The organism is uncultured Parasphingorhabdus sp., from assembly GCF_963975735.1.
Taxonomy (GTDB): Bacteria; Pseudomonadota; Alphaproteobacteria; order Sphingomonadales; family Sphingomonadaceae; genus Parasphingorhabdus.
The window spans coordinates 43,976-70,774 of sequence record NZ_CAXBIA010000002.1; the positions used below are offsets into that span (position 1 = coordinate 43,976).

The 26,799-nt window shown below is 56.0% G+C and carries 25 protein-coding genes; 15 read left to right on the forward strand and 10 right to left on the reverse strand.

The features are described 5' to 3' along the window. Window positions 1-33: 33 nt before the first annotated feature. The 5 genes from AACZ86_RS03795 to AACZ86_RS03815 form a co-directional block, all read right to left on the reverse strand. Complete coding sequence (locus AACZ86_RS03795; protein WP_339689445.1) at window positions 34-1,713, reverse strand: FAD-dependent oxidoreductase; 1,680 nt, start codon at window positions 1,711-1,713, stop codon at window positions 34-36. 37 nt (window positions 1,714-1,750) lie between these two features. Continuing rightward, the gene (locus tag AACZ86_RS03800; RefSeq protein WP_339689446.1) at window positions 1,751-2,056 is read right to left on the reverse strand and encodes a UBP-type zinc finger domain-containing protein; all 306 of its coding nucleotides are present in this window, start codon (window positions 2,054-2,056) and stop codon (window positions 1,751-1,753) included. A 6-nt stretch (window positions 2,057-2,062) separates the two neighbouring features. After that, complete coding sequence (locus AACZ86_RS03805; RefSeq protein WP_339689448.1) at window positions 2,063-2,959, reverse strand: alpha/beta hydrolase; 897 nt, start codon at window positions 2,957-2,959, stop codon at window positions 2,063-2,065. A gap of 63 nt (window positions 2,960-3,022) precedes the next feature. Then, window positions 3,023-3,931: a lysophospholipase gene (locus tag AACZ86_RS03810; protein ID WP_339689449.1), complete on the reverse strand. Its 909-nt coding sequence runs from the start codon at window positions 3,929-3,931 to the stop codon at window positions 3,023-3,025. Window positions 3,932-4,111: 180 nt separating this feature from the next. After that, on the reverse strand, window positions 4,112-4,612 hold the full coding sequence (locus tag AACZ86_RS03815; protein ID WP_339689451.1) for a nuclear transport factor 2 family protein: 501 nt from the start codon (window positions 4,610-4,612) through the stop codon (window positions 4,112-4,114). A gap of 83 nt (window positions 4,613-4,695) precedes the next feature. On the opposite strand from AACZ86_RS03815, the gene AACZ86_RS03820 reads away from it, so the two are divergent. From AACZ86_RS03820 to AACZ86_RS03835, 4 genes are all read left to right on the forward strand, one after another. After that, window positions 4,696-5,469 (forward strand): SDR family oxidoreductase, encoded by a 774-nt coding sequence (locus AACZ86_RS03820; protein ID WP_339689453.1) that lies wholly within the window; start codon window positions 4,696-4,698, stop codon window positions 5,467-5,469. Window positions 5,470-5,614: 145 nt separating this feature from the next. Beyond that, on the forward strand, window positions 5,615-6,247 hold the full coding sequence (locus AACZ86_RS03825) for a peroxiredoxin (protein WP_339689454.1): 633 nt from the start codon (window positions 5,615-5,617) through the stop codon (window positions 6,245-6,247). Between the two features lie 100 nt (window positions 6,248-6,347). Continuing rightward, the gene (locus tag AACZ86_RS03830; RefSeq protein ID WP_339689456.1) at window positions 6,348-6,518 is read left to right on the forward strand and encodes a transposase; all 171 of its coding nucleotides are present in this window, start codon (window positions 6,348-6,350) and stop codon (window positions 6,516-6,518) included. A 188-nt stretch (window positions 6,519-6,706) separates the two neighbouring features. Further along, window positions 6,707-7,363 carry a LuxR C-terminal-related transcriptional regulator gene (locus AACZ86_RS03835; protein WP_339689458.1) on the forward strand — a complete coding sequence of 219 codons (657 nt, stop codon included), beginning with the start codon at window positions 6,707-6,709 and terminating at the stop codon, window positions 7,361-7,363. 177 nt (window positions 7,364-7,540) lie between these two features. Here the strand turns inward: AACZ86_RS03835 and purN are convergent, their stop codons facing one another. Both purN and purM read right to left on the reverse strand, forming a co-directional pair. Then, window positions 7,541-8,509 (reverse strand): phosphoribosylglycinamide formyltransferase, encoded by a 969-nt coding sequence (gene purN, locus AACZ86_RS03840; protein ID WP_339689459.1) that lies wholly within the window; start codon window positions 8,507-8,509, stop codon window positions 7,541-7,543. Beyond that, complete coding sequence (gene purM, locus AACZ86_RS03845; protein WP_339689460.1) at window positions 8,502-9,608, reverse strand: phosphoribosylformylglycinamidine cyclo-ligase; 1,107 nt, start codon at window positions 9,606-9,608, stop codon at window positions 8,502-8,504. The genes purN and purM overlap by 8 nt, the downstream gene beginning before the upstream one ends. A gap of 62 nt (window positions 9,609-9,670) precedes the next feature. Between purM and AACZ86_RS03850 the strand changes: the two genes are divergently transcribed. The 4 genes from AACZ86_RS03850 to AACZ86_RS03865 are packed head-to-tail and all read left to right on the forward strand — an operon-like array spanning window position 9,671 to window position 15,291. Further along, window positions 9,671-10,957: a heavy-metal-associated domain-containing protein gene (locus tag AACZ86_RS03850; RefSeq protein ID WP_339689461.1), complete on the forward strand. Its 1,287-nt coding sequence runs from the start codon at window positions 9,671-9,673 to the stop codon at window positions 10,955-10,957. Between the two features lie 12 nt (window positions 10,958-10,969). Further along, entirely contained in the window at window positions 10,970-11,587 is a 618-nt protein-coding gene (locus AACZ86_RS03855; RefSeq protein ID WP_339689463.1) for a chromosomal replication initiator DnaA, read from the forward strand. A gap of 39 nt (window positions 11,588-11,626) precedes the next feature. After that, window positions 11,627-13,774 (forward strand): RNA degradosome polyphosphate kinase, encoded by a 2,148-nt coding sequence (locus AACZ86_RS03860; RefSeq protein ID WP_339690235.1) that lies wholly within the window; start codon window positions 11,627-11,629, stop codon window positions 13,772-13,774. Next, on the forward strand, window positions 13,771-15,291 hold the full coding sequence (locus AACZ86_RS03865) for a Ppx/GppA family phosphatase (RefSeq protein WP_339689464.1): 1,521 nt from the start codon (window positions 13,771-13,773) through the stop codon (window positions 15,289-15,291). Before AACZ86_RS03860 ends, AACZ86_RS03865 begins: the two co-directional genes overlap by 4 nt. 13 nt (window positions 15,292-15,304) lie before the next feature. Here the strand turns inward: AACZ86_RS03865 and rnd are convergent, their stop codons facing one another. Beyond that, a complete protein-coding gene (rnd, locus tag AACZ86_RS03870; RefSeq protein ID WP_339689465.1) occupies window positions 15,305-16,495 on the reverse strand; it encodes a ribonuclease D in 1,191 nt (396 codons plus the stop codon). 72 nt (window positions 16,496-16,567) lie between these two features. Between rnd and AACZ86_RS03875 the strand changes: the two genes are divergently transcribed. Together AACZ86_RS03875 and AACZ86_RS03880 are read left to right on the forward strand one after the other, a co-directional pair. Next, window positions 16,568-16,900 carry a hypothetical protein gene (locus AACZ86_RS03875; protein ID WP_339689467.1) on the forward strand — a complete coding sequence of 111 codons (333 nt, stop codon included), beginning with the start codon at window positions 16,568-16,570 and terminating at the stop codon, window positions 16,898-16,900. Beyond that, complete coding sequence (locus tag AACZ86_RS03880; RefSeq protein WP_339689468.1) at window positions 16,900-18,414, forward strand: FAD-binding protein; 1,515 nt, start codon at window positions 16,900-16,902, stop codon at window positions 18,412-18,414. The genes AACZ86_RS03875 and AACZ86_RS03880 overlap by 1 nt, the downstream gene beginning before the upstream one ends. 74 nt (window positions 18,415-18,488) lie before the next feature. Here AACZ86_RS03880 and AACZ86_RS03885 read toward each other — a convergent pair whose 3' ends face one another. After that, a complete protein-coding gene (locus AACZ86_RS03885) occupies window positions 18,489-19,505 on the reverse strand; it encodes an NADP-dependent oxidoreductase (RefSeq protein WP_339689469.1) in 1,017 nt (338 codons plus the stop codon). A gap of 413 nt (window positions 19,506-19,918) precedes the next feature. On the opposite strand from AACZ86_RS03885, the gene aspS reads away from it, so the two are divergent. The 4 genes from aspS to AACZ86_RS03905 all read left to right on the forward strand — a co-directional run bounded on the left by aspS (window position 19,919) and on the right by AACZ86_RS03905 (window position 24,608). Continuing rightward, entirely contained in the window at window positions 19,919-21,703 is a 1,785-nt protein-coding gene (aspS, locus tag AACZ86_RS03890; RefSeq protein ID WP_339689470.1) for an aspartate--tRNA ligase, read from the forward strand. Between the two features lie 102 nt (window positions 21,704-21,805). Then, window positions 21,806-22,666 (forward strand): alpha/beta hydrolase, encoded by an 861-nt coding sequence (locus AACZ86_RS03895; protein WP_339689471.1) that lies wholly within the window; start codon window positions 21,806-21,808, stop codon window positions 22,664-22,666. 57 nt (window positions 22,667-22,723) lie between these two features. Further along, window positions 22,724-23,671: a hypothetical protein gene (locus AACZ86_RS03900; RefSeq protein ID WP_339689473.1), complete on the forward strand. Its 948-nt coding sequence runs from the start codon at window positions 22,724-22,726 to the stop codon at window positions 23,669-23,671. A gap of 151 nt (window positions 23,672-23,822) precedes the next feature. Beyond that, a complete protein-coding gene (locus tag AACZ86_RS03905; RefSeq protein ID WP_339689476.1) occupies window positions 23,823-24,608 on the forward strand; it encodes a polyphosphate kinase in 786 nt (261 codons plus the stop codon). A gap of 120 nt (window positions 24,609-24,728) precedes the next feature. Here AACZ86_RS03905 and AACZ86_RS03910 read toward each other — a convergent pair whose 3' ends face one another. After that, entirely contained in the window at window positions 24,729-25,334 is a 606-nt protein-coding gene (locus AACZ86_RS03910) for a hypothetical protein (RefSeq protein WP_339689479.1), read from the reverse strand. A gap of 156 nt (window positions 25,335-25,490) precedes the next feature. On the opposite strand from AACZ86_RS03910, the gene AACZ86_RS03915 reads away from it, so the two are divergent. Further along, a complete protein-coding gene (locus AACZ86_RS03915; RefSeq protein ID WP_339689482.1) occupies window positions 25,491-26,786 on the forward strand; it encodes an HD-GYP domain-containing protein in 1,296 nt (431 codons plus the stop codon). Window positions 26,787-26,799 lie beyond the last annotated feature (13 nt).

Consider the following 26,799-nt stretch of genomic DNA (forward strand, 5'->3'; position numbering starts at 1 on the left):
GCCTCTGGATCGGTCGTTCTGAGGGGGCAGCGTTCAAATCGTAGCTGTCCTGGTCGAAGCTTCCTCAAGGTCCTGTGACGCAAACATTGCGTGCATGGCAGCGACCACCTGCGCGCCGTCCCCTACTGCTGAGGCAACACGCTTGACCGAACCGGAACGGACATCACCGACGGCATAGACGCCGCGCCGGCTGGTTTCGAGTGCGTGGCGATCTTCTCCGGCTGCGTCACCGGTGCACAGGAAGTTCCGTTGGTCCACCTTGAGACCGGACGCGGCAAGCCAGCCGGTATTCGGATCCGCCCCGATAAACGAAAAAAGATGCGAGATTTCCACCCGGGTTTCGGTCGCTGATTCTCGATCGTGCAAGGTAATTACCGCAAGCCTGTCGCCCGTACCTTCGAGGGCAGTGACTTCGGCACCGACGAGAATTTCGACATTCCGCAGGCCCTCGATACGTTCCACCAGATAGCTCGACATCGTCTCACTGAGCGGGCGCCTGACAATGAGCGTCACTTTTCGGGCATGGCCGGCCAGAAAAACCACGGCCTGACCAGCGGAATTTCCGCCTCCAACCAAGGCAACATCCTCATTCTGCACCAAGGCGGCCTCTAGGGGCGAAGCCCAATAGTGGACGGAAGCACCCTCAAAATTCTCGAGCCGATCGAGGCCAAGCCGTCGGTATTTCGCGCCCGTCGCGATTACTGCTGCTCGTGCCTGCACCGTCTCTTCCGAATCAAGCCTTAACCGCAGCGGGCTGGTGCTGCATTCCAGATTTATGGCTTCATCCGGGATGACCATTTCTACCCCGAATTTCTGGGCCTGGTTATACGCCCGGGCCATCAGCGCCATGCCCGAGATACCAGTGGGAAAGCCAAGGTAATTCTCGATCCGCGCGGAAGCCCCCGCCTGACCACCGAAAGAGCGGCAATCCAGCACAAGCACGGATAGACCCTCCGAACCGGCGTAAACCGCCGTGGCCAGTCCAGCGGGCCCAGCACCAACCACCACCACATCGAAGACCTTTTTCTGGTCGATCGCGCTTACGAGACCGATGCATTGTGCGAGGTCTCTTTCGCTGGGATTGCGGAGGAGCTGGCCGTCCGGGCACAATATGATTGGTAATTCTTCCGTCGCGATTTTGAACCGTTCGACCAGCGCCCTGGCTCCAGCATCCTTATCCGGGTCGAGTTGCTGATGGGGGTGACCGTTGCGGCGCAAAAATCCCTCAAGCTGCAGAACAGAGCGGTTGCTGGCTTCTCCGATGATCACAGGTCCCCCGCCACCCGTCTCGATCAGCCCTACCCGGCGAAGGATCAGCGCCCGCATGATCCGCTCGCCCAGCTCCGCTTCGGCGACCAGCAAGGCGCGGAGCCGATCAGGAGGAATGATCAGCGCTTCGACGGGGGTGCACGCATAGCCGTCGACAAGCGATGGGCGCCCCGATAGTTGCGCAAGTTCGCCCATGAATGATCCGGCGCCATGCGTGACGATAAGTGCATTTTCTTCACCTTCATCGCGTTGCGTGACGTCGACTTCGCCGGACAATATCAGGATCAGGCCATGCCCGCTTTCCCCCGTTCGTACGAGTGGCTGGCCTTCAGCAAATTCGCAACGTTCGCCAAATCGTTCGAGCCGGTCCATGTCCGCAGCTTCAAGCGTGGGAAACATCTGGTCGCCGCGCTGTTCGATAACGGTCTGAATAATCTTCGGCATGAGCTGTTTCCTGATATTGAAGCCGCGGGGAAAATATCTAGTCAAATTTGGGAATGGGCCCGAGCTGCGGCGTCCGGTCAGGAAGCGTCACGAAGATATTGTCCAGGTAACACCAACCCCAGCCCTCTGGCGGGTCATAACCTTCAATGATCGGATGGCCCGTATTGCGATAATGCGCGGATGCGTGACGATTGGGGGAATCATCGCAGCAGCCGACATGCCCGCATGTTCGGCACAAACGCAAATGAACCCAGGGGCTGCCGATTTTCAGACAGTCTTCGCACCCTCGCGCGCTCGGTGTCACCTTGCTGACACTGGAAACATGGTTGCAGCTTTTCGGCATGCGGAATCAGGTGACTTCGGCGCTCAGGAGAATGCCTGCTTCGCTCGTGGTTGTTTCGGCTGTGATCGCTTCTTCTTCTTGAATGAACGCCAACAGATCGGGATTTATGATCTCTGGATGTGTAGTGCACATTCCGTGCGGCAAGCCCTCATAAGTCTTGAGCGTCCCGTGCGGGAGAAGCTTGACCGCCAGTGGAGCGCTATCATCATACGGCACGATCTGGTCGTTCCTGCTGTGCATCACCAGTGTCGGCACGGAAATCGCCTTCAGGTCTTCGGTGAAATCGGTCTCCGAAAAAGCTTCGATGCAATCATAATGGGCCTTCGCTCCCCCCATCATGCCCTGACGCCACCAGTTATCGACGGTGCCCTCAATAACGTCCACGCAGTCCTGATTAAATCCGTAAAAGGGCCCCTCGGGCACGTCGCGATAGAATTGGGCGCGGTTGGCAACCAACGCTGAGCGAAAGCCATCGAACACATCCTTGGGCAAACCTCCGGGATTATCGTGCGTTTTCACCATGATCGGCGGAACCGCAGCAACCAGCACGGCTTTTGCAACCCGGCCAGTCTCTGACCGTGCGACATAGCGGGCGACTTCACCGCCTCCGGTCGAATGACCGATATGGACGGCGTTTCGGAGATCGAGCGCTGTCGCCAGCTCAATCACGTCGGCGGCGTAAGTGTCCATTTCATTGCCGGTGTCGGTTTGGGTCGAGCGCCCGTGGCCCCGCCGGTCATGGGCGATGACGCGAAAACCTTTCGCCAGGAAATACATCATCTGGTTGTCCCAGTCGTCCGCGCTCAGTGGCCAGCCATGGTGGAACATGATTGGCGGAGCGTCTTTCGGACCCCAGTCCTTGTAAAAAATTTCGGTGCCGTCTTTGACTTTTAAATATCCCACGGTGCAATTCTCCTAAAAAAAACTCCAAACGACAGGCCTTAAAATTCTTATCGCGCAGGCAGCCTATGTCGTAATTACCGGTTTGGTAGCGGCACGGTCGATCTTCGCATCCACGCCGGGCACCGTTGCGAGACGGGCATCCATCCATCCGGTGATGTCCGTCATCACCTGTGCCCGTCCGATATCGTTGAGCAGGTCGTGATAATGATCTTCGTAGAGAATCAATTGCTTGTCCGTGCTGCCGGCCTCGTCGAAAAATTGCTGGCTGCCATCGGGACGAGTGGCTTTGTCCGCCGTTCCGTGGAGAATCAAGATCGCCAGAGTGATGTGATCAAACTCCCGCTCGAACCTGTCTCCCGCGCGGGCAAGAGCCGCGACGGTCTGAACCGGCTGGACCTCATCTCTGGTAAGCGGGTCCGCGAGAAGTTGAGCGACCCAGTCTGGATCGCGCGAAAAGTCTTCCATCCTGAGTTTCAGCACATGCAGGTGCGGCGCGATGTGGCTCGCGCCCTTCAGCAGGCTCAATGCGACGTCAGGAGCATATACGCGGAAGGCGAAACTTTCACAGATGAGGCCGTTAATGCGCTCCTGATAATCGAGAGCATAGGATGCCGCTATAACACCGCCCGCACTATGGCCGAGCAGGAACAGCGGTGTATCGGGGTCGAGGGATTTTGCCAACTCAACCGTCTGCGACAGGTCGGACACATAATCATCGATGCTTTCGGTATAAAAGCGCTCGCCTTCCGACTTGCCGCGTCCCCGCAAATCAAGAGCCGTGACCGCATAGCCTTCGGCTGCAAATTCCTCTGCGGCCCTGATATATTGACCGCTATGGGAATTGACCCCATGGCAGATCACCAAGGCTGCCTTGGTCATCTCCTGCGGACGCCAATGGCGGGTGAATATTCGCAGGCCTCCTTTGCCCTCAAGCCATTGTTCTTTGGGTAGATTTACAGAAGCCAGCATCATTGAGAGTCTCCACGACTCGGCACAGGCGCCAACAATATAATATGTGAATTCTCTTCACGCGAAAATGCTTATTTCGCAGTTCTACTAAATAAACTCATTTGTTCGCGAGGCATTTCTCTGGAACCCATATTTTCGCCGGATTCCCGGGCAGTGACCATAGGCACTGTAATCGGATGAGGGTCACGAACCATGCCCTACATGATGCCCAACAGTCACCGCCGATCCCGTCGCCTCCTCGGAGCGCTCCCAGTCGTGAAACGCTTCGCGGCGGACAATGATCCACGCACCGGCCCGCTTTTCCAGCCTGTCACAATAGCGGCCGGCGACGATCCAGTCGGTGGCCTTGCCGCGAGTCTGGCACGGCGCGAAATCGGGGTTGCCCGCTTCGATATAGTGATAAGCGACAAAATTGGCCTCGGTGGTGGCGCTGTTGCCGTCGTCCGACAGCGCGATATGGACGTTGGAGATCGAATGGTGAGTGCCCGGGATATGCTCCAATACCTGACTGGCAAAGCCGATGAATTCATCCGGCGGCCCTTCATATTCGGCATGTTTGTGGATATGGTCATCAGCGAAGCAGGAGCGGACCAGCTGCCAGTCGCGGCGATCGATTCCCTTGCAATAACGATGCAGGATATCGCGAATTTCCTCGCGCGCCGACAGTTGCTCCAAAGTGTACATCCTTGATATCTCCCAATTTTGCCAGTCGTTATTATTTGACTCCGGTCCTAGCCTGAAATCAATATCTGATGAGGAGATAAAGCATGGGCAGACTGCAAGGCAAAGTGGCAATAATAACAGGTGCAGCCAAAGGTTTGGGTGAAGCGGATGCCCGGATGTTCGCACGTGAAGGTGCAACAGTCATCCTGACTGACATGGATGCCGAAAATGGCAATCGCGTCGCGGGAGAAATTGGCGGTGCCGCGGAATTCCAGCTCCAGGACGTCGCTGATGAACAGGGATGGGAGGATTTGATTGCCGATGTCGTCTCCCGTCACGGAAAGCTCGACATATTGGTCAATAACGCCGGTGTTGTCGAACCCGGAACGATCGAAACGCAGACAGCTGAGGAATATCGCTTCGTCATGTCGGTGAGCGCTGACGGTGCATTTTTTGGCTGCAAATATGCGGTTCCCGCGATGAAAGCGTCGGGCGGCGGAGCGATTATCAACATGTGTTCGATCGCGTCGATCATCGGCGAGCCGATTGTGGTTGCCTATGCCATGGCAAAGGGGGCGATCGAAAGCCTGACTCGCAGCGTCGCCGTGCACTGCGCGAACAATAAATATAATATTCGCTGCAACAGCGTGCATCCTGCCGGTATCCTGACTCCGATGGTCATGGACATCGGACCGAAAGTTATGGGGCGCGATGATTTGCGCCCGGCAAGCGACGGACCGGCACCCAGTGCGCTGGGTGCTCCGGACGATATCGCCAACACCGTGCTGTTTCTGGCATCGGACGAAAGCAAGTTCATCAATGGTGCGGCAATCCGCGTCGACAATGCGAAGTCGGTGGTAGAGGGCGTTGTTCCCTGACCTCTGCGACGTAGAGCAGCTGAAGCCGCGGCGGCGGGTGCAATTGCTCTGTCAGTCAATAACACGATTAGTGTAAGTGTATAATTGAATTTGTGTAAGTGTCGTTTTTAAGCTAGATGTTCCTGACAATCAGAAAGGAAACATCATGAGCTTGCATATTGGAGACATCGCCCCCGACTTCACCGTCGATACCCAGAACGGAGAAATCAGCCTGCACGAATGGGCCGGTGACAGCTGGGTATTCTTTTTCAGCCATCCGGCCGATTTTACCCCGGTTTGCACCACGGAAATGGGCCGCACGGCCCAGCTTGCCGGCGAATTTGCCAAGCGCAATACCAAGCCGCTCGGCCTGTCGACCGATACGGCGGAAGAGCACCGGAAATGGATCGAGGATGTCAACGACACGCAGAATACCGATCTCAAATTCCCGATCGTTGCCGATGCCGATCTGTCGATTGCCAAATTATACGACATGATCCACCCCGACGAGAGCAAGACCGCTGCGGTCCGCTCGGTGTTCATTATCGATCCCGACAAGAAGATTCGCCTGACGATGACCTACCCGATGAGTGTGGGGCGCAATTTCGATGAAATTTTGCGGGTTATCGATGCGCTGCAATTGAGTGATGAGAAGCATATTGCCACGCCGGCCGACTGGCAGGTTGGCAAGGATGTGATCATCCCGCCTTCGATTAGCAACGAAGAAGCAAAGGGTCTGTTTCCGCAGGGATGGACCGAGCATCGCCCATATCTGCGGACAACCGATGTGAGCGACTGATCGTCGCGTCGACTCCAGCCCGGCGAGGCCTGTTCCGTTTGTCGGGACAGCGTCTCGCCGACCGGCCGGGTCGCACGACCGATCCCAATTTGAACGGCAGATGCAAGGGCAAGTGATGGCTTTGATCGAGAATAAAGAAGAAAAATGCCGGGCGATCCAGAAGCGGATCGAGCAGGGGCAGGGTGTTTGCGAAAGTTGCCGCGAGATCGGCGTTTCGGAAAAGACATTCTATCGCTGGCGCCGCGCCGGGGAAGATACCTGCAAAGGGTGACCGGCCCGCGTCCTCGCGATTTCAATATCGCGCCGGGGCTGGACTTTCACAATCGATATTTGTGAGGGTACATCATGCGATTTCTGAAATACGCCATCCTGTGCGCGAGCGCGCTTGCTCCATTGCCGGCGAGGGCCGTTTCACGCGATTGCTTGCCTTCAACCATAAATGTCGGGTAGCCTGAGGATATGGAGCGTGAGCAAAATCAGAATAGCACAGAACAGCTTGTAATCGGAGAATCGGGCATGCCGAAAGCTTCGGTTATGGCCTTGATCGAAAAAAGCCCCATCGCCTCGGTGGTGAGCAACCCACGATTACCCGATAATCCGATTGTCGCCGTCAACGATGCTTTTGAGGAGCTGACCGGCTATGACCGGTCATTCATTGTCGGCCGAAACTGTCGATTTTTGGCAGGGAAGGCGACCGAGCCGTGGTTGACCGAAGAAATCCGGCGCGGTGTGCAGCAACGAAAATCTGTTCTCGTCGAGATATTGAATTACAAGAAGGACGGCACGCCTTTTCAGAATGCTGTGCTCGTGGCGCCCTTGTTTGATGAAGAAGGTGAACTGGAATATTTTCTGGGATCTCAGGTCGAAATTGATGCCGAAGCCCCGAGCTTGGCGAAAGCGCGCCGGATGCGGGCAGTCGGGATTGTCAAAGACCTGTCGAAGCGGCAGCGGGAAGTGCTGCAATTTATCGCCAAGGGCCTGCTCAACAAGCAGATCGCCTATGAATTGGGGCTTAGCGAGCGGACGATCAAGATGCATCGTTCGATCCTGATGCAGCGGCTGGACGTGCCCAGCGCAGCCGACATGGTCCGGCTGGCGGTAGAAGCGGGAATGTAGGATTGTCTGATATACGGCCTATAGGCCGTATCGATTTCCGGATGGTGCCATTCTAATGGTTGGTCAGCATCGCGAGTTGGAGCATCTTGCCCACATAGGGCCGCAGATATTTTTGGGCAGCTTCTAATCCCTCCTCCTTGTTGTCCGAAGGTTTCCAGCCCGTGATGCGCTTCCTTCTTAAAATTGATCCGCGATTGCGATCATTCTGGTGAGTCTTTTGGGCGCTACCCGTTGCCAGCTTTTGCGGAGCCAGTCGGCAATATGGTCCCAATCCGTGTTGCCGGTATCCAGGCGGATCGCAATCCAGCCTGATTTTCCCAAGAATTTCGGCGAATAATAAAGGTCGGGATCGGCATCGATCAGTGCCATCTGTTCGTCCAGTCCGGATGTTTTGACCAGCAATCCGATGCTTTCCTCGCCATATAATCTCTGGGTGAAATAGGCGAAATATTTGCCGGTCTTCTCGCCGCCGACGCGCCAGCCGGGTGATCCAAAGCTCAATCGCTCGGAGCTTTCGTCGAGCGCCAGTGCGCGGTCGCGGATCTGCTGCAATATCCAGTCGGGGTCGGATTCGCGGGTGACATATTGGGCGAGTGTTGCCGGATAGAGTTGATGCTCGGCAATCAGGGTCCGGCTAGCAAGGCTATCCGCATCATCATCATCCGGCAAAATCGCGACCTCGGTCTGGGCGAGCACCGGCCCGTCGTCGAGCTCCGGCGTGACCAGATGGACGCTGCAACCGGCAACTTTGTCGCCAGCATCGATCGCGCGTTGATAAGTGTCGAGGCCCTTATATTTGGGCAACAGGCTAGGATGGATATTGAGCATCCTCTCCGTCCATTTCTTGACGAAGCCGTCGCTCAAAATCCGCATATAACCAGCCAGCACGACATATTCGGCGCCGGAGCGGACGATTGCGTCGTGCATGATGTCATCATGGTCTTCGCGCGCCATGCCTTTGTGGGGATGGGCGAAAGTTGCGATGCTCTCTGCCTCGGCCAGCCGCAAGCCCGCCGCCTCGGGATCATTGGATGCCACCAGCACGATGTCATAGGGACAGTCCGCCGATTTGGCGGCATAGACAAAGGCCGCCATATTGGAGCCGCGACCGGAAATTAGTATCGCGATTTTGGCCTTTTCAGCCATTGTGGGTAGCGGTCCAGTCATCGGTAGCCGACCATGTCCCGCGATTGCCCGTTACCGAGCAGCCCTTGGTACCGGCACGGACATCGCCGACCCGGTGGACTTTCTCACCAGCGGCTTCGAGATCTGAAGTAATCGCCTCCGCTTCATCGGGCGACACCGCCAATATCATTCCAATTCCGCAGTTGAACGTCCGCGCCATTTCCTCTGGCTCGATATTGCCCTGGGCTTGCAGGAAAGCCATCAATCGTGGCTGTTCCCAGCTTGCGGCATCAACATGGGCGTGCAGTCCGTCGGGCAGTACCCGCGGGATATTCTCCAGCAAACCGCCGCCGGTGATATGGGCGAGGGCCTTGATCCGGCCGGATTGCATCAGGGGCAATAGCGATTTTACATAGATTCTGGTCGGCGCGATCAGCGCCTCGACCAATAATATGTCAGGGTTGAACAGGGCAGGGCGATCCATTTTCCAGCCCTTGTCCGCGGCGAGTCGGCGCACCAGTGAGAAGCCATTGGAATGAACACCGGAGGATTCGAGACCCAGCAGGACATCACCCGCCGCGACATTGGCTCCGGTTACGACTTTGTCGCGCTCGACCGCGCCGACGCAGAAACCAGCTAGATCATAGTCGCCTTCGGCATACATGCCGGGCATTTCTGCGGTTTCGCCGCCGATAAGCGCACATCCTGACATTTTGCAGCCTTCGGCGATTCCGGCTACGACCCGCTCGGCAATGCCGTTCTCAAGCTTGCCGGTGGCAAAATAGTCGAGGAAGAACAGGGGTTCTGCGCCTTGGACGATCAGATCATTGACGCACATCGCGACAAGATCGATTCCCACCGTATCATGCCGGTCGTAATCGATCGCCAGCTTTAGCTTCGTCCCTACGCCATCATTGGCGGCGACAAGCAGCGGGTCTTCATAACCGGCAGCCTTCAGATCAAAAAAGCCTCCAAAGCCGCCAAGTTCCGCATTGGCACCTGCGCGTGCCGTGGCCTTGGCCAGCGGCGCAATCGCCTTGATAAGGGCATTGCCCGCGTCGATGGACACACCGGCTTTCGCATAGGTGTAAGAATCCGGCTCATTTTGCTTTTCACTCATAACTTGAGCGATTAGACAACTCGCGGCTGGATTTCCACGCCATAATCGTCAAAAGGGCGCAAATGAGTATTTTGACTGACTTCAGGATCAAGATTGCTGCCACCATCGCGGCTGTAATGATGCTCGCCGTGGCGGTCGTCTATGCGCAGCTCGAGGGCACAGAACGCGGAGTTGCACCGCTTGCCAGCACTGGCGACTTCGAGGTCATGGGCGTAAAAGTCGATGTCCATGGGGACAATGCCGTTGATGCCCGGAAAAAGGGATGGGAAGAAGCGCAGCGCCTGGCCTGGAAGATGTTGTATAAAAGCACACAGGGCGGCGAAAGCGCAGGCCTGCCTGACGGGACGCTTAATACGATCGTCTCCGCGATCGTCGTCGAGCAAGAGCAGATCGGACCAAAACGCTATATCGCAACGCTGGGCGTGATGTTCGATCGGGCTAGAGCTGGCTCGATTCTGGGGGTCAGCGGCCGACGTTTGCGGTCTCCGCCGATGCTGGTCCTGCCGATCATGTGGAGCGGCGGATCACCCCAGGTGTTCGAAAACCGCACCGAATGGCAAAAAGCCTGGGCACGTTTCCGCTCCGGTGAAAGCGCGATTGATTATGTCCGTCCTTATGGATCGGATAGCGAATCGCTTGTACTGACCGCCGGGCAGGCCAATCGCCCGGGTCGGCGGTGGTGGCGGAATATATTGGATCAGTTCGGCGCAGCCGATGTTGTAATACCTATCGTTCGGTTGACCTATATGTATCCCGGTGGGCCAGTTAAAGCGCGATTTACCGCACGTTATGGACCCGACAACAAATATATCGGCAGTTTTTCGCTGAAAGTGGACCGTAGCGAAGATATTCCCAACATGTTGGATCAGGGTATCGTAAAACTGGATAATATGTATGCGAGCGCACTGGCGCGTGGCATATTGAAGACCGACAAATCGCTGATTGTAGAAGATCCCTTTAATCTTGATGATCTGGATCTTGCCGATTTTGATCTCGGTGATGATACGGCGGTCGAGGTTGGTGGTAGCGAAACTGCGACAAGCGAAGCAACTAATAGTACATCAGAAACGGTTGGCGAATCGCCTGTTGCAGGTCCGTCTGCGACGACCAGCATTTCCCTGCAGTTTGATACACCGGACGTTGGTGCGGTCAGTCGCGGCGAATCCTCTGTGCGGGCGATCTCCGGCGTTGCATCTGCTTCGACATCGAGCCTCGCGCTTGGCGGCGTTTCGGTCATGAGCGTGACTTATAGGGGTGATATCGCGGCCCTGGCCCAGGCGCTTCGATCGCAGGGCTGGCAAGTTCAACAGGGAGCAGGCACATTGCGTATCAGTCGTTCCGGACAATAAGGAAACGAGACCGTGAGCCAGATAGCCTTACCGCTTGAACAGGGCATGTCGCCGGAACAGGACGGATATCTGGTGACCGCCGCCAATGCCGAAGTTCACCAGCAACTGCAGAATTGGCGGGACTGGACCCATCATACGATGATTTTGACCGGACCCGAAGCATCCGGCAAAACGACGATGGCGGCCGCATTCAAGGCGGAAAGCGGCGGGCTATGTCTAGAGGATGCCTCTGAATGCGAGGACACCGAGATATTCCATCTGTGGAATCGGGCAAATAACGAGAAAAGGCCGCTGCTATTATTGTCTGCTGAGCCAGTTGCGGAATGGGGGATTTTGCTTCCCGACCTGAAATCCCGTCTCGCGGCATCGCTGCATCTGGAAATTGGGGCGCCCGATCAGGCAATGATCGATGGACTCTTTCAAAAATATTTCACCACGCGCGGATTAACGATATCCGAAGACGCTCTACGCTATCTGGAAAAGCGAATGATCCGGTCCTACGAAATGGTCCGGAAGCTGGCACAAAAAATGGATGCGCTTGCGATTGAGACGAAAAAACCGATAAACTTGGCTATCGCGAAATCCGCGCTGGCCTTTTTTGACACCGGTGATGAAAAGGTTGATGGATAAGCGATGGATGATCCGGTTGCAGAGACGCTCAATGAGGATATGTTGCTCGGCGGCACTGGTAATCTCTCGGAAGATGCCAGTCAGCGCTATTTTAATCGCGAAATAAGCTGGCTGGGCTTTAACGAGCGGGTCATCGAAGAGGCCGAAAATAGTGCTCATCCATTGCTCGAACGGCTGCGTTTCCTGTCCATTTCCGGTAACAATCTCGACGAGTTTTTCATGGTTCGCTTTGCCGGATTGGTGGGGCAATATCGCCAGAAAATCGAGGAGCGTTCGGCCGATGGTCTGACCCCAACGCAACAGTTGGATGCCATAGCGATCCGTGCGGACGCTTTGCTCGAACATCAGCAGCGCGTGTGGTCAGCTTTGTCTAAAACCTTGGCGGAAGAAGATATATTTGTTTCTACCGTCGACGCACTGACGGACGATTCCAGGGCCTGGCTCAGGCAGCATTTTCTGGACCAGATATTCCCGGTTCTGACCCCGCAGGCGCTTGATCCGGCCCACCCTTTTCCGTTCATTCCCAACAAGGGGTTGAGCCTGGTTTTCGATCTGGTCAGGGAGTCGGATAATCAGGGCATAAGGGAACTGGTGATGATCCCTTCCGGTCTCCCTCGCTTCATTCGTTTGCCGGGCGAATCGGCAATCTATGTCTCGGTCGAGACCGCGATCCAGGAATTTTCGGATATTCTATTTCCAGGCTATGCCGTAAAAAGCAGCGGTCTGTTCCGGATCATTCGCGACAGCGATATCGAAGTTGAGGAGGAGGCCGAGGATCTCGTGCGCTATTTCCGCAGCGCGATCAAACGCCGTCGTCGCGGCGACGTGATCCGGTTGGAAATGGGACCTAAACTCGCCGAGCCAGTGGTCGCAATGCTACGCGAACATTTGCTGCACGAGGGTGCCACCGAAAGCCGCATCAACGGTCTGGTCGGTGTCGGCGATCTTGACATATTGGTTGACGAAGACCGTCCGGATCTGAAATTCACTCCTTATAGCCCGCGCTTTCCGGAGCGTATCCGCGATCATGGCGGTGATTGTTTTGCCGCCATTCGCGACAAGGACATATTGGTCCACCATCCTTATGAATCCTTCGAGGTGGTAATCGAATTCTTGCGGCAGGCCGCTGCCGACCCGGACGTCGTGGCGATCAAGCAGACCCTCTATCGCGCTGGGAAGCAATCGGCCATCATCCGGGCGCTGATTGACGCGGCGGAAGCAGGTAAATCGGTAACCGCGATCGTTGAACTCAAAGCGCGCTTTGATGAAGAGCAGAATCTGCTCTGGGCGAGCGCGCTGGAGCGGGCCGGCGTGCAGGTCGTTTACGGGTTTATCGAATGGAAAACCCACGCGAAAATATCGATGGTCGTGCGCAAGGAACAGGACGGCTATCGTACCTATTGCCATTTTGGTACCGGAAATTATCACCCGATTACTGCAAAAATCTATACCGATCTCAGCTTTTTTACAGCAGATCCCCGGGCCGCGCGGGATGCGGCTCAATTGTTCAATTATATCACCGGCTATGTCGAACCCAAGGAGCTGGAGCTGATCTCCATGTCGCCGCGGAATATGCGCAAAGACCTGATGGGATTGATCGACAAGGAAATCGACAATGTTCGTTCCGGCAAGCCGGGCATGGTCTGGGCGAAGATGAATTCCCTCGTCGATCCGGCGCTGATCGAGAAATTATATCAGGCGAGCAATGCCGGGGTCGAAATTGATCTGGTCGTTCGGGGCATATGTTGCCTGCGGCCCGATGTGCCGGGCATGTCGGACCATATCCGGGTAAAATCGGTGGTAGGCCGTTTTCTGGAACACAGTCGCATATGGGCTTTCGGCAATGGCAGGGAGTTGCCAAATGACGGAGCAAAACTCTATATTTCATCGGCCGACTGGATGCCGCGTAACCTGGACAGGCGCGTGGAATATATGATGCCGATCACCAACAGGACCGTTCATGACCAGATATTGGATCAGGTCATGGTGGCGAATTTGATCGATGACGAACAGAGTTGGGAATTAAATGCCGACGGCAGCTACACAAGAGTGAAACCTTCCGACAAGCCGTTCAACCTGCATCGCTATTTTATGACCAACCCATCTCTCTCCGGACGCGGCAAGGCGCTTAAGAAAAGCAATGCTGTTCCCCGGCTCAGCTTGCGTCGCCGCAAGGATAAAGCGTGACCGACGTCCCTGGAAAAAAAGGATCAATTGCCACTTCCGCGCAGACGAAAAAAAGGCAATCCAACCGGCGTACCGCTATTGTGGATATCGGTTCCAACTCTATCCGTCTAGTAGTGTATCAAGGGCCTGCAAGGGTTCCCGCTACTCTGTTTAACGAAAAGGTCATGGCCGGGCTGGGGCGGGAATTGTCGACAACCGGTGCGATTGGCGAGGATTCGATGGCGCTTGCGGTGCGCGGACTGAAGCGTTTCCATCGCCTGTGCACGGATATGGAAGTCGATAGTATATTGACCTTCGCGACGGCTGCTGTGCGCGATGCCAGCAACGGTGATGACCTGCTGAAGGCCGCGCGGAAGATCGGCTACGACGTGGCGGTACTAAAGGGTGAGGAAGAAGCGGAACTGGCAGCGCTGGGCGTTGTTTCGGGCATGCCCGACGCAACCGGTATCGTGGGAGATCTTGGTGGCGGAAGCCTGGAACTGGCGATGATCAGGCAGGGCAAAGTGCTCGACCGTTATTCCTTCCCGCTCGGGGTGTTCAGGGTTGCGGATTTGCGAGCCAAGAATACGGATGGTTTGAAGGCGCAGATACGAAAAATGCTCAAAAAGACCGGTTGGGAGAAACAGGCGCAGCAACTGCCTTTCTATCTCGTCGGCGGATCCTGGCGTTCGCTGGCCCGGCTCGATATGTTCGACAGCAATTACCCGCTCCCGGTCATCCACAATTACGAGATGGAACCTCGGCGCGCGCAGCGGCTGGTCAGGCGGCTGGCTCAATTGAACAGGGATAAGCTTAAGAGCGTGCCAGGTCTTTCGGCATCCCGCATCCCGACGCTCAATGATGCCGCATGGCTGCTGTCCATGCTCGTGCGTTATCTGAACAGCAGCAAGATGGTTGTTTCCGCATATGGCGTGCGCGAAGGTCTGTTGTTCCAGAACATCACCAAGCATGAAGCGGCGCATGACCCGTTGTTGCTGGCGACTGAAGACGCCGGAGCGGCGCAAGCCCGTTTCCCGGCGAACAGCAAATTGCTGGGAGAGTGGATTAGCGAGATTTTTTGTGACGATCCGGCCGAGTGGCATCGTATTCGTCAGGCTGCCTGCAATCTGGGCGATGTTGCCTGGCGCGCGAACCCCAATTTTCGGGCTGAGCGCGGGCTGGAGATTGGATTGCATGGCAACTGGGTCGGTATCACCGGCTCGGAACGTGAGATGCTGGGGCAGGCGCTGTTTACCAGTTTTGGCGGCGGCAATTATATCTTCCCCGGTGGCGGGCAGCTTGCCGACGAACAGGCAACGAAGCGGGCGATATGTTGGGGGCTGGCCATGCGATTGGGGCAGCGGCTCAGTGGCGGGACTCGCAATCCGCTCGAACAGACGGAAATCCGGAAATCGGGCAAGAAACTGGAGCTTACGGTTGCCAGTGATTTGATCGATCTTTACGGCGATGCGGTAGCCAAGCGGCACGCAAATCTGGCGAATATGATGGGGCTGGAACCGGTGATGACCGGAGTCTAGTTCGCCGCCGCAGCTATTCGCTTATAGGTGCGTCACCCTCTTGATGGTGGGTCATTTTCAATTTCCCATCCTTGACCGTGAAGCTCACCCGGCCTTCGACCAGATCCAATGCATCGCGACCGAATTCTTCATAGCGCCAGCCTTCGAGAAGCCCGACACCGTCGCGTTCTCCGGCGACGATGCGGTCAAGATCGTCTGCGCGGGCCAGCAGGCGGGATGCGACGTTCATCTCGGCCGAACGAATTTTGAGTAATAATTTGAGCAGATCAGTGACTAGCGCATTGGATTTGCCATTTTTGGGGCGACGGCCGATTTTAAGCGGCAGATCGTCCTTGGACAGCGGCTCTGCCTGTTCGATAATATCCATCAAACGGGCACCGATATCGTTGTTTTTCCAGCCAGCGGAAAGACCGCGGACTTGTCCCAATTTGTTCTGATCCTTGGGAGGGTGTGCGGCAATATCCGCCAAAGTTTCATCGCGCATGATCCGTCCGCGCGGCAGGTCCTTCGACTGGGCTTCGCGCTCCCGCCAAGCGGCAAGAGCTTTCAGCCTGCCGAGCATGTCGAGATTTCGTCCTTGCGACTTGACTCGTAACCAGGATTTCTCCGGATCATTGACATAATTGTCCGGGTCAGCGAGCTTTTCCATCTCGGCGTTGATCCACATGCCGCGACCGGTTTCGCGCAATTTTTCCAGCATCCTCGGGAAAATTTCGGCGAGATGGGTGACGTCGGCAATTGCATATTCGAGCTGCCTCGCATTGAGCGGACGGCGCGACCAGTCGGTGAAACGGGCGCCTTTGTCGAGGGTGATGCCAAGCCAGCTGTCGACCAGATTGGCATAGCCGATCTGTTCGCTCTGGCCGATCGCCATCGCCGCAATCTGGGTGTCGAAAATCGGATGTGGGGTCTTGCCGGTAATATTATGGATGATCTCGACATCCTGTCCGCCGGCGTGGAAAATCTTGAGCACATTCTCATTGTTGACCAGCAATTCCATCAGCGGCCCGAGATCAACGCCCTTGGCGAGCGGATCAATTGCGGCGGCTTCCTTGCCGTCAGAAATCTGGATGAGGCAGAGAATGGGCCAATAGGTATTCTCGCGCATGAACTCGGTATCAACTGTCACGAAATCTGCAGTCGCGAAGCGGGTACAGATATCGGCGATGTCCTGATTGTCGGTCAGCAAATTATGGATGTGCATTTTTGTCCTATACAGCGGGCGGGTCATCGCGCAAACAATTCGTGGACGCAGGATAAAAATGAGGGGGAAACCATGGCATTTTGGTCGCTGATTCTAATAGCGATATTGGTAGCGCTGGTGCTTGGACAGGCAATGTCGCTTTGCGGTGACGCCTGTCTGGCCGTCGCTGATCCACGGCCGATCGGCGGAAAGACTATAGAAATTACCATATTAGCCTGGGGCTTTGCCTCGCGGCGCGGACGATCTTTGCAAGTCGATGATTGTTCGCAGCTTGGTATCAACGACATGCGCTTTTTCATGACCCGCAAGGCGATATTGATCTGCCTGGTAACTTTCGGTTTCGTCCGGCAAGTGAGTATCGCCTATCGTTGTTACGCGGGCGACCATGACGTGGGAGAAGCCTGATGGCGCGGGTCATTCATCTCGGTCAGCAAATATGGACCAACTATCATCAAACTGCAGCGTGCAATCTGAAGGACCGGATTGAACTGGCGAACGGCGAAGAGGTAAATGGCCGGGCGCATCTGAAGGGCGTGGCAGAAACGGTATTGGCTCTGCTCAAGGAAGCAAAACGCTGTCAGATCCCGGTGCGACCGATCGGAGCGGGCTGGTCGCCGTCGCCGATCAATGTGGTTGAAGACGGCTGGCTGGTCGAGACTTTGCGGCTCAACCGGACTTATAAATTGTCGGCCAGAGATCTGCATGAAGATTGCGATCTCGGCGCCGAAGCTCTGCTGCTGGTGCAGGCCGGTGCGACGGTCGATGAAGTCTATGAAAGTGCGGAGGAGATAGGTCGGTCGTTGCGGACAGGCGGGGCCAGCAATGGCCAGAGCTTTGCCGGGGCCTGTGCCACCGGAACGCACGGCAGCGTCTGGCAGGCGGGCGGTATACAGGATCATGTCAGGGCGGTGCAATTGGTGACACCTGACCGGATATTGTGGATATCCCCCAGCAGAGCCGTGCTTTCGGATGCGTTCATCGCGCAGACCGGTTCGGAGATCATCCGCGATGACCGGATATTTGCCGCCGCCCAGATTCATGTCGGTGCGATGGGCTTTGTCACCGCGATGTTGATCGAGACCGATCCGATCTATATGGTGCAGAATATCCAGAAGGCAGCGAAGATAAAGCGCGAGCATATCGACTGGCTATGCCGTGGCGAATTCACGAAATTTTCCTGCGAATTTGGATTGGAGGAAGAGCCCTATTTCCAACAGCTTATACTGAACCCTTTTGATCCTTTCGACAAAAAGAGCCTGCTGCGTTTTCTGTATAAGCGCCCTTATGACGCCAGCATCCCGCCGCCACCGCCGGGGGACATGGGCGCCGGCTATGACGCCCTGACCCTGCTTGGCAAGGCTATGGCGGAAAGTGACTGGTTCAAAGGAGAGATATTGCAGCTGGCGATGGAGCAGGCCTATCCCGACAATCGCGATGTCGATGATCCGCCGGCTATCGCCACCTGGGGGCGTACGACCGAGGAACATGCTCCGATTGCCAGCCTGTTCAACGGTTCAGTAACAATGGACCGTAGTAAGCTTAGCGAAGCCTTTGATTTAATTATCGATAGTTTCCGGCGAGGGGGAGGGGGCACAGTCGTCACCCTGCGTTTCGTGCGCCAAGCCCAGGGCCTGCTCGCGCCGGCGCACTGGCCGGATAATGTCGTGATCGACTTCGACGGACCGAATGTCAAATCCAGCCACAACGGCTACAAGAAAGTCGTCGAGGCGCTCGATGATGCGGGGATTGCCTTCACCCGCCACTGGGGGAAAACCAACAATCTCGACGAACGGCGGGTGAAGCGGGATTACGAGCAGAATTTCGCCAACTGGAAATGGGCGCAGGCGCAAGTGATGCCGGACCCGGCCGACCGGCAGGTTTTTGCCAATGACGAACTTGTGAAACTCGGCTTGATCTAGGCTTTATTCGACGCACCTGATGCGAAAGATATAGACATAGTTGCGGTCAATCAAACCTCCGTTCGCCGGCGCCCCTATACCTTGACCAGCATCTTCCCCGTGTTCGCGCCGGTAAACAGCCCGATGAACGCGTCCGGCGCTTTTTCCAGCCCCTCCATCACCGTCTCGCGGCCCTTCACAGCGCCCGATGCAATCAGTTGAGCCATATCGGCATTGAATTCAGGCACTTGCGCGGCAAAATCGGGATAGAGGAAGCCCTCGATCTTTATGCGCAGACCGATGATCATGGTCAGATATTGCATCGATTGCGGCTGTTGATCGTTGTAGACGTCGATCATCCCGCAAATCGCCACACGGGCGCGTTCGTTGGCGCAGGCCAGCGCTGCATCGAGATGTTCGCCACCGACATTGTCAAAATAGACATCAACGCCGGATTTGCTGAGTTCCTTTAGGGCTGCACGCAATTGCGGCAATACCGGGCCGGCCTTGTAATCGATGCAGGCATCCGCGCCGATTTCTTTGACCCATGCGCATTTGTCCGCGCCACCGGCTGACCCGATTACGGTCATGCCCTTGGCTTTGGCTATCTGGGTCACGGTGGACCCAACCGCGCCAGCCGCAGCGGACACAAAGACGGTTTCGCCTTCCTTGGCAGCGCCGACATTCAGCAAGCCGAACCAGGCCGTGCCTCCGGGCATGCCGATGATGGACAGCCAATGTTGATCGGGAACACCGAGATCGGGAAGTTTCACCGGCGGCATTCCGCCTTCGGGAGGATTGCTGCCGCCAGCGACAGCCGTGTCGCGCCAACCCGCCATATGCAGCACTTTGCATCCGACCGGATAATCGGCGTTGTTGCTTTCTGTCACCGTGCCGACCGCGCCGCCGGTCATCGGCTCGCCGATACCGAACGGGGGCGCATAGCTCTTCACGTCATTCATCCGTCCGCGCATATAGGGATCAACCGACAGCCAGCTATTTGTGATGCGAAATTCGCCTTCGGCAAGCGGAGCATCCGCTGACTCTACCATCTGGAAATTATCAGCCACCGGGGTACCGGCGGGACGACTCTTCAGGGCCCATGCACGCATATCTATGTCCTTTTTCGGTTCGTTTGTCCGTTGCTGTAGCGAGTATTTGCGAAACGCACCAACTTTGCGGACATTCAACTTCACTCCAGCCAATATCGTGCCGGCAAAAGCGATCAAAGCCCGTGCCCGCCTACTGGATGTTGCCGAGGCAACGGAAATTTCTATATTTGAGGCGAATATAGATAATAGTGTATATCCATATATTGCGTTTGATGAAGGATCTGCCGCACCACGAATTCCCGGTCCGTGATTGGGAACTTTCTATGACGATGGCCCTGTCTCTCCCAAAACTCCCCATCCAGTGCGGCGCACAGCCTGTCAGGGCAATCTCAAGCCTTGACAAATGGCCCGTAGACCTGTGTTACGCCTCCAATCTTTCCATTTAGGAAAGCACCCAATTCCGAAGGTCCATCATGCACGCATATCGCACCCACAATTGTTCCGCGCTCCGCTCTTCGCACGTCGGCGAGGAAGTCCGTCTGTCCGGCTGGATCCACCGCAAGCGCGATCACGGCAATCTGCTGTTCGTCGATCTGCGTGACCATTTCGGCCTGACCCAGATCGTCAGCGAAACCGGCAGCGAGGCGTTCAAGACGCTCGACGGCGCACGGGTTGAGTCGGTGGTCACGGTAACCGGCAAGGTTGTGGCCCGCGATGATGAAACGGTGAACAAGAATCTGCCGACCGGCGATGTCGAATTGGTGGCCGATACGGTCAGTATGCAGGGCCCTGCCGACGAATTGCCGATGCCGGTGTTTGGCGAACAGGAATATCCTGAGGATATCCGCCTGCGCTATCGTTTCCTCGACCTGCGGCGCGAATCTGTTCACGCCAATATGATGCTGCGCTCCAAGGTGATCGCCAGTCTGCGCAACCGGATGACCGAACAGGGCTTTACCGAATTCCAGACCCCGATCCTGACCGCTTCGTCCCCGGAAGGCGCGCGCGACTATCTCGTCCCGAGCCGCGTTCATCCCGGAAAATTCTACGCGCTGCCGCAGGCCCCGCAGATGTTCAAGCAGATGCTGATGGTTGCCGGTTTCGACCGCTATTTCCAGATCGCGCCTTGCTTCCGCGACGAAGACGCCCGCGCCGATCGTTCTCCGGGCGAATTTTACCAGCTCGATTTCGAAATGAGCTTTGTCACCCAGGAAGATGTGTTCCAGACGCTGGAGCCGGTTCTTGCTGGCGTGTTCGAAGAATTTGCCAATGGCCGCTCGGTCACCCCGGCGGGTGAATTTCCGCGCATTCCCTACAAGGAATCGATGCTGAAATATGGCAATGACAAGCCGGACCTGCGCAACCCGATCATCATCCAGGATGTCAGCGAGCATTTCAAGGGCTCCGGTTTCGGTCTGTTCGACAAGATCACCTCGACCGGCGGCACCGTGCGCGCTTTTGTCGCGCCGGAAGCGGGCAAGAACAGCCGCAAATTCTTTGACTCGATGAATGACTGGGCGCGCGGTGAAGGTTTCGCTGGCCTCGGCTATATCAACATGAAGGAAGGCGCGGCTGGCGGGCCGATTGCCAAGAACCATGGTGAAGAAGGCACGACGAAACTGCTCGCTGATCTCGGCTGTGGTCCTGATGACGGTGTGTTCTTTGCTGCGGGCAAGGAAGCCGAAGCCGCGAAGCTAGCCGGTCTGGCACGGACGCGCGCAGCGGAACAGCTTGACTTGATCGACAAGAATGCATTCAAATTCTGCTGGATCGTCGACTATCCGATGTTCGAATATGATGACGAGCTGAAGAAAATGGACTTTTCGCACAATCCCTTCTCGATGCCGCAGGGTGAGCTGGAAGCGCTGGAAAACCAGGACCCGCTCGATATTCTTGCCTGGCAATATGATATTGTCTGCAACGGCATCGAACTGTCCTCCGGCGCGATCCGGAACCACCGTCCCGACATCATGTACAAGGCGTTCGAGATTGCCGGTTACACCAAGGATCAGGTCGACACCGAATTTTCCGGCATGATCAACGCGCTGAAATATGGCGCGCCGCCGCATGGTGGTTCGGCTCCCGGGGTCGACCGGATCGTGATGATGCTGGCGAACGAACCGAATATTCGTGAGGTCGTATTGTTCCCGATGAACCAAAAGGCCGAAGACCTGATGATGAGCGCGCCGAGTCCGGTGTCCTCCAAGCAGCTGCGCGAATTGCATATCCGCGTGGTCGAGCCACCCAAGGAGGGCTAGCCTCAACACTATAGCCAGTTCCGATCGTGTCGAGCGTAGTCGAGACACGCTGGGAAGCAGGCCATGTCTCTCGACTTCGCTCGAGACGAACGGAGTTATAAATTGACCAGTATCAATCCGGAACAACATCATTTCGCGTCTTCCCACGGCGATATCTGTTATTTCGAATGGGGTAAGCCGGCCGATGGTCCATCGATCCTGCTGCTCCACGCAACCGGTTTTCATGCCCGTTGCTGGGACCAGGTCGTCGCGGCATTTCCGGACGGGACGCATGTTATCGCGGTCGATCAACTGGGCCACGGACGCAGCGCCGCACCGATCATCACCGACTGGACCGATGTCGCGGGCGCGACTGCCGAACTGGTGCAATCGCTCGGGATCCGATTTGCGGCCGGAGCGGGACACAGCATGGGCGGTCATTGTCTGGTGCAGGTCGCGGCCAGCCATCCTGATCTGCTGGACCGGCTTGTCCTGATCGATCCGGTGATCATGGAACGGGAAGTCTATCAAAATCCTCCTGATTATAGCGCGACCAACGAGATGGTTGCCAAGCGCCGCAACAGCTGGACCGGTCCGGATGCCATGTTCGAACGTTTCAGGGACCGGCATCCGTACAAGCTTTGGGACCCGGCGGTGCTGCGCGATTATTGCGAATATGGCCTGCTGCCGGACGGGCAGGGCGACTATCGACTGGCCTGTCCGCCACAGACCGAAGCGTCGGTCTATGCGACCAGCGCCACCGTTGATCCTTGGCCTTTGATCGACGAAATCACACAGCCGGTCACTGTCTTGCGGGCGCCGCAGATCGAGCGGAATGGCGCTTTTGACTTTGCCGGCTCGCCGACGCCGCCCGGTCTGGCTGAAGATTTTGCGCATGGTACCGACATCTATCTACCCGATCTTACCCATTTCATGCCGATGCAGGATCCAAAGCGGATTGCGGAACTGATCATTAGCGGCTAATGTTCCGTTCATATTTATATCGATATTTGTGAACGACCAACTTTCGGGGGGATGGACATGAACAGATTATTGACTGCAGCGATCACGGCCACGATGGCCTTCACCGGCCTTTCTACCGCCGCGCAGGCAGAGGTTCTGATGATCGAAGGGATGACGCCGGCCAGCTCTTCGGAATTCGCTGAAATTCAGTCCATTTCAATCGGGCGTTTTGGTGGCCCGGACGGTCGTGCGCTAGCGTTTGAACTGGAAGACAGTCTTTCGGCGGTCTCAATTTTTGGTCAGCCCTATTTTGATGTTATCGGTGGACCGTCTGCGGTGGACTCAGATGCAAGCCTTTCGGGTAATGTTACCGCAGGCGTCGAGCAATATGATACCGTCGCGAAGCGGCGGCGTTGTGTAAAGCGCGGTGAAAAGGACAAATGTCTCACCTATAAAGATATCAAGGTTGATTGCCTGACCCGCAAGATCGATTTCCGGGCGCAGGTCAGGGCCACGCGATATAGCGATGGCCGTAGCATTTATACGGAGAGCTTTCCGGATAATAGGGAACAGACCGTATGTCTCGGCGATGACGAGGATTTTGCGAGCAGCGAGTCCGTGATCCGGTCTATGATATCCGAGACTGCCAGCGCTATCCGCGATGATCTGGCTCCGAGAGAATATCGTGTAGAAGTTAGAATCCTGGAAAGTCGCAAGGGGATGACCAAAGTCGAAGGAGATTTCTTCAAGGCGGCGATCAAGATGACCAAGAGCGATGCCACAGAGGCTTGCCGGATGTGGGACGAAGCAGCCCAGAACGGGCAGGTTCATATCTCGCTGGCGTTCAATCGGGCTCTTTGCGCGGAACAGCGCGGCGATCTCGATTCGGCATTGGATCTCTATGAAGAGGCGGACAGGCTATCGCCCGGAAAGCTTGAAGTGACCCAATCGCTAGACCGCACGAACGCCCATCGGCGAGCGCTGGATGAATGGGAATTACGGCAGTCGGGGCACCGCGAAAGCTAAAGCGCACCAACAGGGTTAACCGGTTGGTTCATTTCGATGTATTATAGTATATCGCGAAGCTTACATGGGAGCGTTCCCCGAGGATCGGGCAGCGACGAATGCAGCTACCAACCCTGGAACCCGGGGGCAATTGCGGGACGATGGAGCACAAATGACCATAAAACTGTCCGACTATGAATCCGGCGACAAATTTGATGGTGATTATGGTGATGCACTGAAAGCGCTGCAGGATCGGCTCGCCCATATTCATTTCAAGCATATCATCCATGGCAGCCGGTCGATCCTTGTGTTCGAAGGCTGGGATGCGGCAGGCAAGGGCGGTGCTATCCGCCGGATGACCGGGGAATGGGACCCGCGCTATTATGATGTATGGCCGATTGGAGCCCCGACCAAGGAAGAAAAAGATCGGCATTTCCTCTGGCGCTTCTGGCAGAAACTGCCGGGTAGCCGGGAAATTGGCGTGTTTGATCGCAGCTGGTATGGCCGGGTGCTGGTCGAACGGGTCGAGAGTTTCTGCACTGCGACGGAATGGAAGCGCGGCTATGACGAGATCAACGAGTTTGAAGCGCAGCAGATCGACGGCGGCACCAATCTGGTGAAACTCTTTTTTCATACGACGCAAGAAGAGCAGGATAAACGCCTCACCAAACGGCTCGACACGCCGCACAAACGCTGGAAAATCACCGCCGAGGATTTCCGCAACCGGGAAAAGCGCGACGACTATCTCGACGCGATGCATGACATGTTCGAAAATACCAACACACGCTGGGCACCTTGGAAGGTGATCGACGGCAATGACAAGAAATCCGCACGTATCGCGGCGCTGACTCATGTCGCTGATACGCTGGAAGCGGCATTGCCAAAGGATTTGCCGGAGGCCAATCCCGAACTGGTGAAACTGGCAGAAAATGCATTTGGCTATGAGCCGAAGGCTTGATTCTTTACTCTGCCGGGTAGCGGTACGGGCAAGTTTCAAATCCGCCACCATCAAGCATGATGGCCCAATCTCTATATCCCCGCGGAACTAAGCAAAGCCTTCTGGCTTGACTGATGCATTTCATTTCGCTGGGCGAGCGGAAAGCCAGATTGCGCAACCGGCAAATAATGTAGCAACCGAGCCGCTTGCGCCTGAGAATGGTACTGATCCGAGCCCCAAACGGACGGCTGCGATATTCAGGACTATGGCAATCACGCCGGCAACCATGCTGACCAGACCGATGAACCTGCCAATGGTTTTGTCGTTGCGAAATAGCGATAGTCCGAAAATCAATGCAACCAAACCCAGGACGGCCTTGGCAAGATTGTAGAACAGAAACGATCCCGCAAGCAGGGTGCCCATCAGCGGTGAAAATTCGGCACCGGCCTTGGCGGCCGGCAGAAACATCGACAGACCGATGCCCGACTGAATCATGTTAGTCAGCCCGGATACCAGCAATGCAGCCCAACCCCATTGCATGTCCGAAGAGCGGGCCAGACCGACGAGCGAAGCAATTGTAATGCCGGTAAATAATAGAAGTTCCGTGGTCCAGATCGTCGATCGCAGAGGCCAGCCATCAACAATTCCGACGCCGCTAAGGGTCGTCAGATATAGCAATTGTGTCGCTACGGTGAGCAGAAGCATGATCGATATAAATATCGCTATATTGCGCGTCGTCTGTGGCATAAATTCTCCGGAAATCTCGATGGTTCGAAGGCTGTTCGAAGCGGATCGGCCAATTCGTTACAAGCGAGAATAAAAAAAGCGGATTGCGGACTGAAGTGAGACCCGGTTTTGCCGTTAATCGAAGGTGATGAGGAGGGTGATTGGGGGAATTGGTAGATGCTGCGTAAAATCCAGACCAGCCAACTGGAGCTGGGAATGTTCATTCATTCCATGGAAGGGTCGTGGTTTGACCACCCGTTTTGGCGATCGCGGTTTCTGCTGAATGACGAGGCGCAGATAGAGCAAATCGTGTCCAGTGACGTGGCCCGGGTTACTATCGACGAATCGCGGGGCAAGAAATTGTCATCATCGTCAAAGCCGTTGGCGGTTCTCGAACCGGGAGAAGCCAAGGTTTATTCGCCAAAATTGGCGAAGGTGCTGGAACAATCGGCCATCGAACGGCCCCGGTCCTATTTGCGGGATGTTGCAGAGCCTGTCTTCAATCGATTGACTCCGCGCGAGCGTACAGCGGAGCTCCGTAAAGCATCCGGTACGATAAAACGGTCGCGAGCGGCGGTGATGGCTCTGTTTGACGACGCGCGCTGTGGCAAGCCGGTCAAGGCGCGCAAATTGGCCCCTCTGGTCAAGCAGATCTCCCGATCGGTCAATATCGATCCGACAATCATCCTCAATATCGCCCGTATCAAAACCAAGGATGAATATACCTATTTGCATTCCGTCTCGGTATGCGCCCTGATGATCAATCTGGCCCGAAAAATGGGTTTTCCAGAGTGGCAGATGCACGATATCGGGATGGCCGGGCTTTTGCATGATGTCGGCAAGACATCTATTCCGGACAGTATATTGTCGAAGCCAGGTAAGCTCGACAAGAGCGAATGGGACATCATCCGCAATCACCCGAAGCAGGGTTACGATATATTGTCAGAGTCGGAAGGCGTCAGCGACATCGTGCTCGAGGTCTGTTTGAGGCATCACGAGAAAATGGACGGAACCGGGTATCCGGGGGGGATATTAGCCGATAATCTCAGCATCTTTACCCGCATGTCGAGCATCTGCGATGTCTACGACGCCATCACTTCCCAGCGCCCCTATAACGCTCCTCTTTCAGCGTCACAGGCGCTTGCAGAAATGATGTCGTGGTCGGGTCACTTCGACCAGCTCATCTTCTGCGACTTTGTCGATAGCCTGGGCATATTGCCAGTCGGAACGCTGGTCCGCCTGAATCGCGATGAACTGGCGATCGTGATTGGAGAATCTCCCTCCAACTATTCCGCGCCGATTGTGCGAAGCTTTCATTCTCTGGACTCGAATCTCCCCATTGTCCCCAAAGATATCGACCTCGGTCTCGAAAGATCAAGAAAGCTGCTTGCGGTCGAAGATCCCGAAGACAGAGGCTTTCCGGACTGGCCAAGCTTCTCCGCGCTGCTGTTGAGCAAGGAGTCCGTCTCTTGACCTCTTCGGAACT

Bases quoted from the DNA above. Each gene is read 5' to 3' on its own strand.
- AACZ86_RS03795 (WP_339689445.1), bottom strand. From the start codon at position 1,713: ATGCCGAAGATTATTCAGACCGTTATCGAACAGCGCGGCGACCAGATG.
- AACZ86_RS03800 (WP_339689446.1), bottom strand. From the start codon at position 2,056: ATGCCGAAAAGCTGCAACCATGTTTCCAGTGTCAGCAAGGTGACACCG.
- AACZ86_RS03810 (WP_339689449.1), bottom strand. From the start codon at position 3,931: ATGATGCTGGCTTCTGTAAATCTACCCAAAGAACAATGGCTTGAGGGC.
- AACZ86_RS03815 (WP_339689451.1), bottom strand. From the start codon at position 4,612: ATGTACACTTTGGAGCAACTGTCGGCGCGCGAGGAAATTCGCGATATC.
- AACZ86_RS03820 (WP_339689453.1), top strand. From the start codon at position 4,696: ATGGGCAGACTGCAAGGCAAAGTGGCAATAATAACAGGTGCAGCCAAA.
- AACZ86_RS03825 (WP_339689454.1), top strand. From the start codon at position 5,615: ATGAGCTTGCATATTGGAGACATCGCCCCCGACTTCACCGTCGATACC.
- AACZ86_RS03830 (WP_339689456.1), top strand. From the start codon at position 6,348: ATGCAAGGGCAAGTGATGGCTTTGATCGAGAATAAAGAAGAAAAATGC.
- AACZ86_RS03835 (WP_339689458.1), top strand. From the start codon at position 6,707: ATGGAGCGTGAGCAAAATCAGAATAGCACAGAACAGCTTGTAATCGGA.
- purN (WP_339689459.1), bottom strand. From the start codon at position 8,509: ATGGCTGAAAAGGCCAAAATCGCGATACTAATTTCCGGTCGCGGCTCC.
- purM (WP_339689460.1), bottom strand. From the start codon at position 9,608: ATGAGTGAAAAGCAAAATGAGCCGGATTCTTACACCTATGCGAAAGCC.
- AACZ86_RS03850 (WP_339689461.1), top strand. From the start codon at position 9,671: ATGAGTATTTTGACTGACTTCAGGATCAAGATTGCTGCCACCATCGCG.
- AACZ86_RS03860 (WP_339690235.1), top strand. From the start codon at position 11,627: ATGTTGCTCGGCGGCACTGGTAATCTCTCGGAAGATGCCAGTCAGCGC.
- rnd (WP_339689465.1), bottom strand. From the start codon at position 16,495: ATGCACATCCATAATTTGCTGACCGACAATCAGGACATCGCCGATATC.
- AACZ86_RS03875 (WP_339689467.1), top strand. From the start codon at position 16,568: ATGGCATTTTGGTCGCTGATTCTAATAGCGATATTGGTAGCGCTGGTG.
- AACZ86_RS03880 (WP_339689468.1), top strand. From the start codon at position 16,900: ATGGCGCGGGTCATTCATCTCGGTCAGCAAATATGGACCAACTATCAT.
- AACZ86_RS03885 (WP_339689469.1), bottom strand. From the start codon at position 19,505: ATGCGTGCATGGGCCCTGAAGAGTCGTCCCGCCGGTACCCCGGTGGCT.
- aspS (WP_339689470.1), top strand. From the start codon at position 19,919: ATGCACGCATATCGCACCCACAATTGTTCCGCGCTCCGCTCTTCGCAC.
- AACZ86_RS03900 (WP_339689473.1), top strand. From the start codon at position 22,724: ATGAACAGATTATTGACTGCAGCGATCACGGCCACGATGGCCTTCACC.
- AACZ86_RS03905 (WP_339689476.1), top strand. From the start codon at position 23,823: ATGACCATAAAACTGTCCGACTATGAATCCGGCGACAAATTTGATGGT.
- AACZ86_RS03910 (WP_339689479.1), bottom strand. From the start codon at position 25,334: ATGCCACAGACGACGCGCAATATAGCGATATTTATATCGATCATGCTT.
- AACZ86_RS03915 (WP_339689482.1), top strand. From the start codon at position 25,491: ATGCTGCGTAAAATCCAGACCAGCCAACTGGAGCTGGGAATGTTCATT.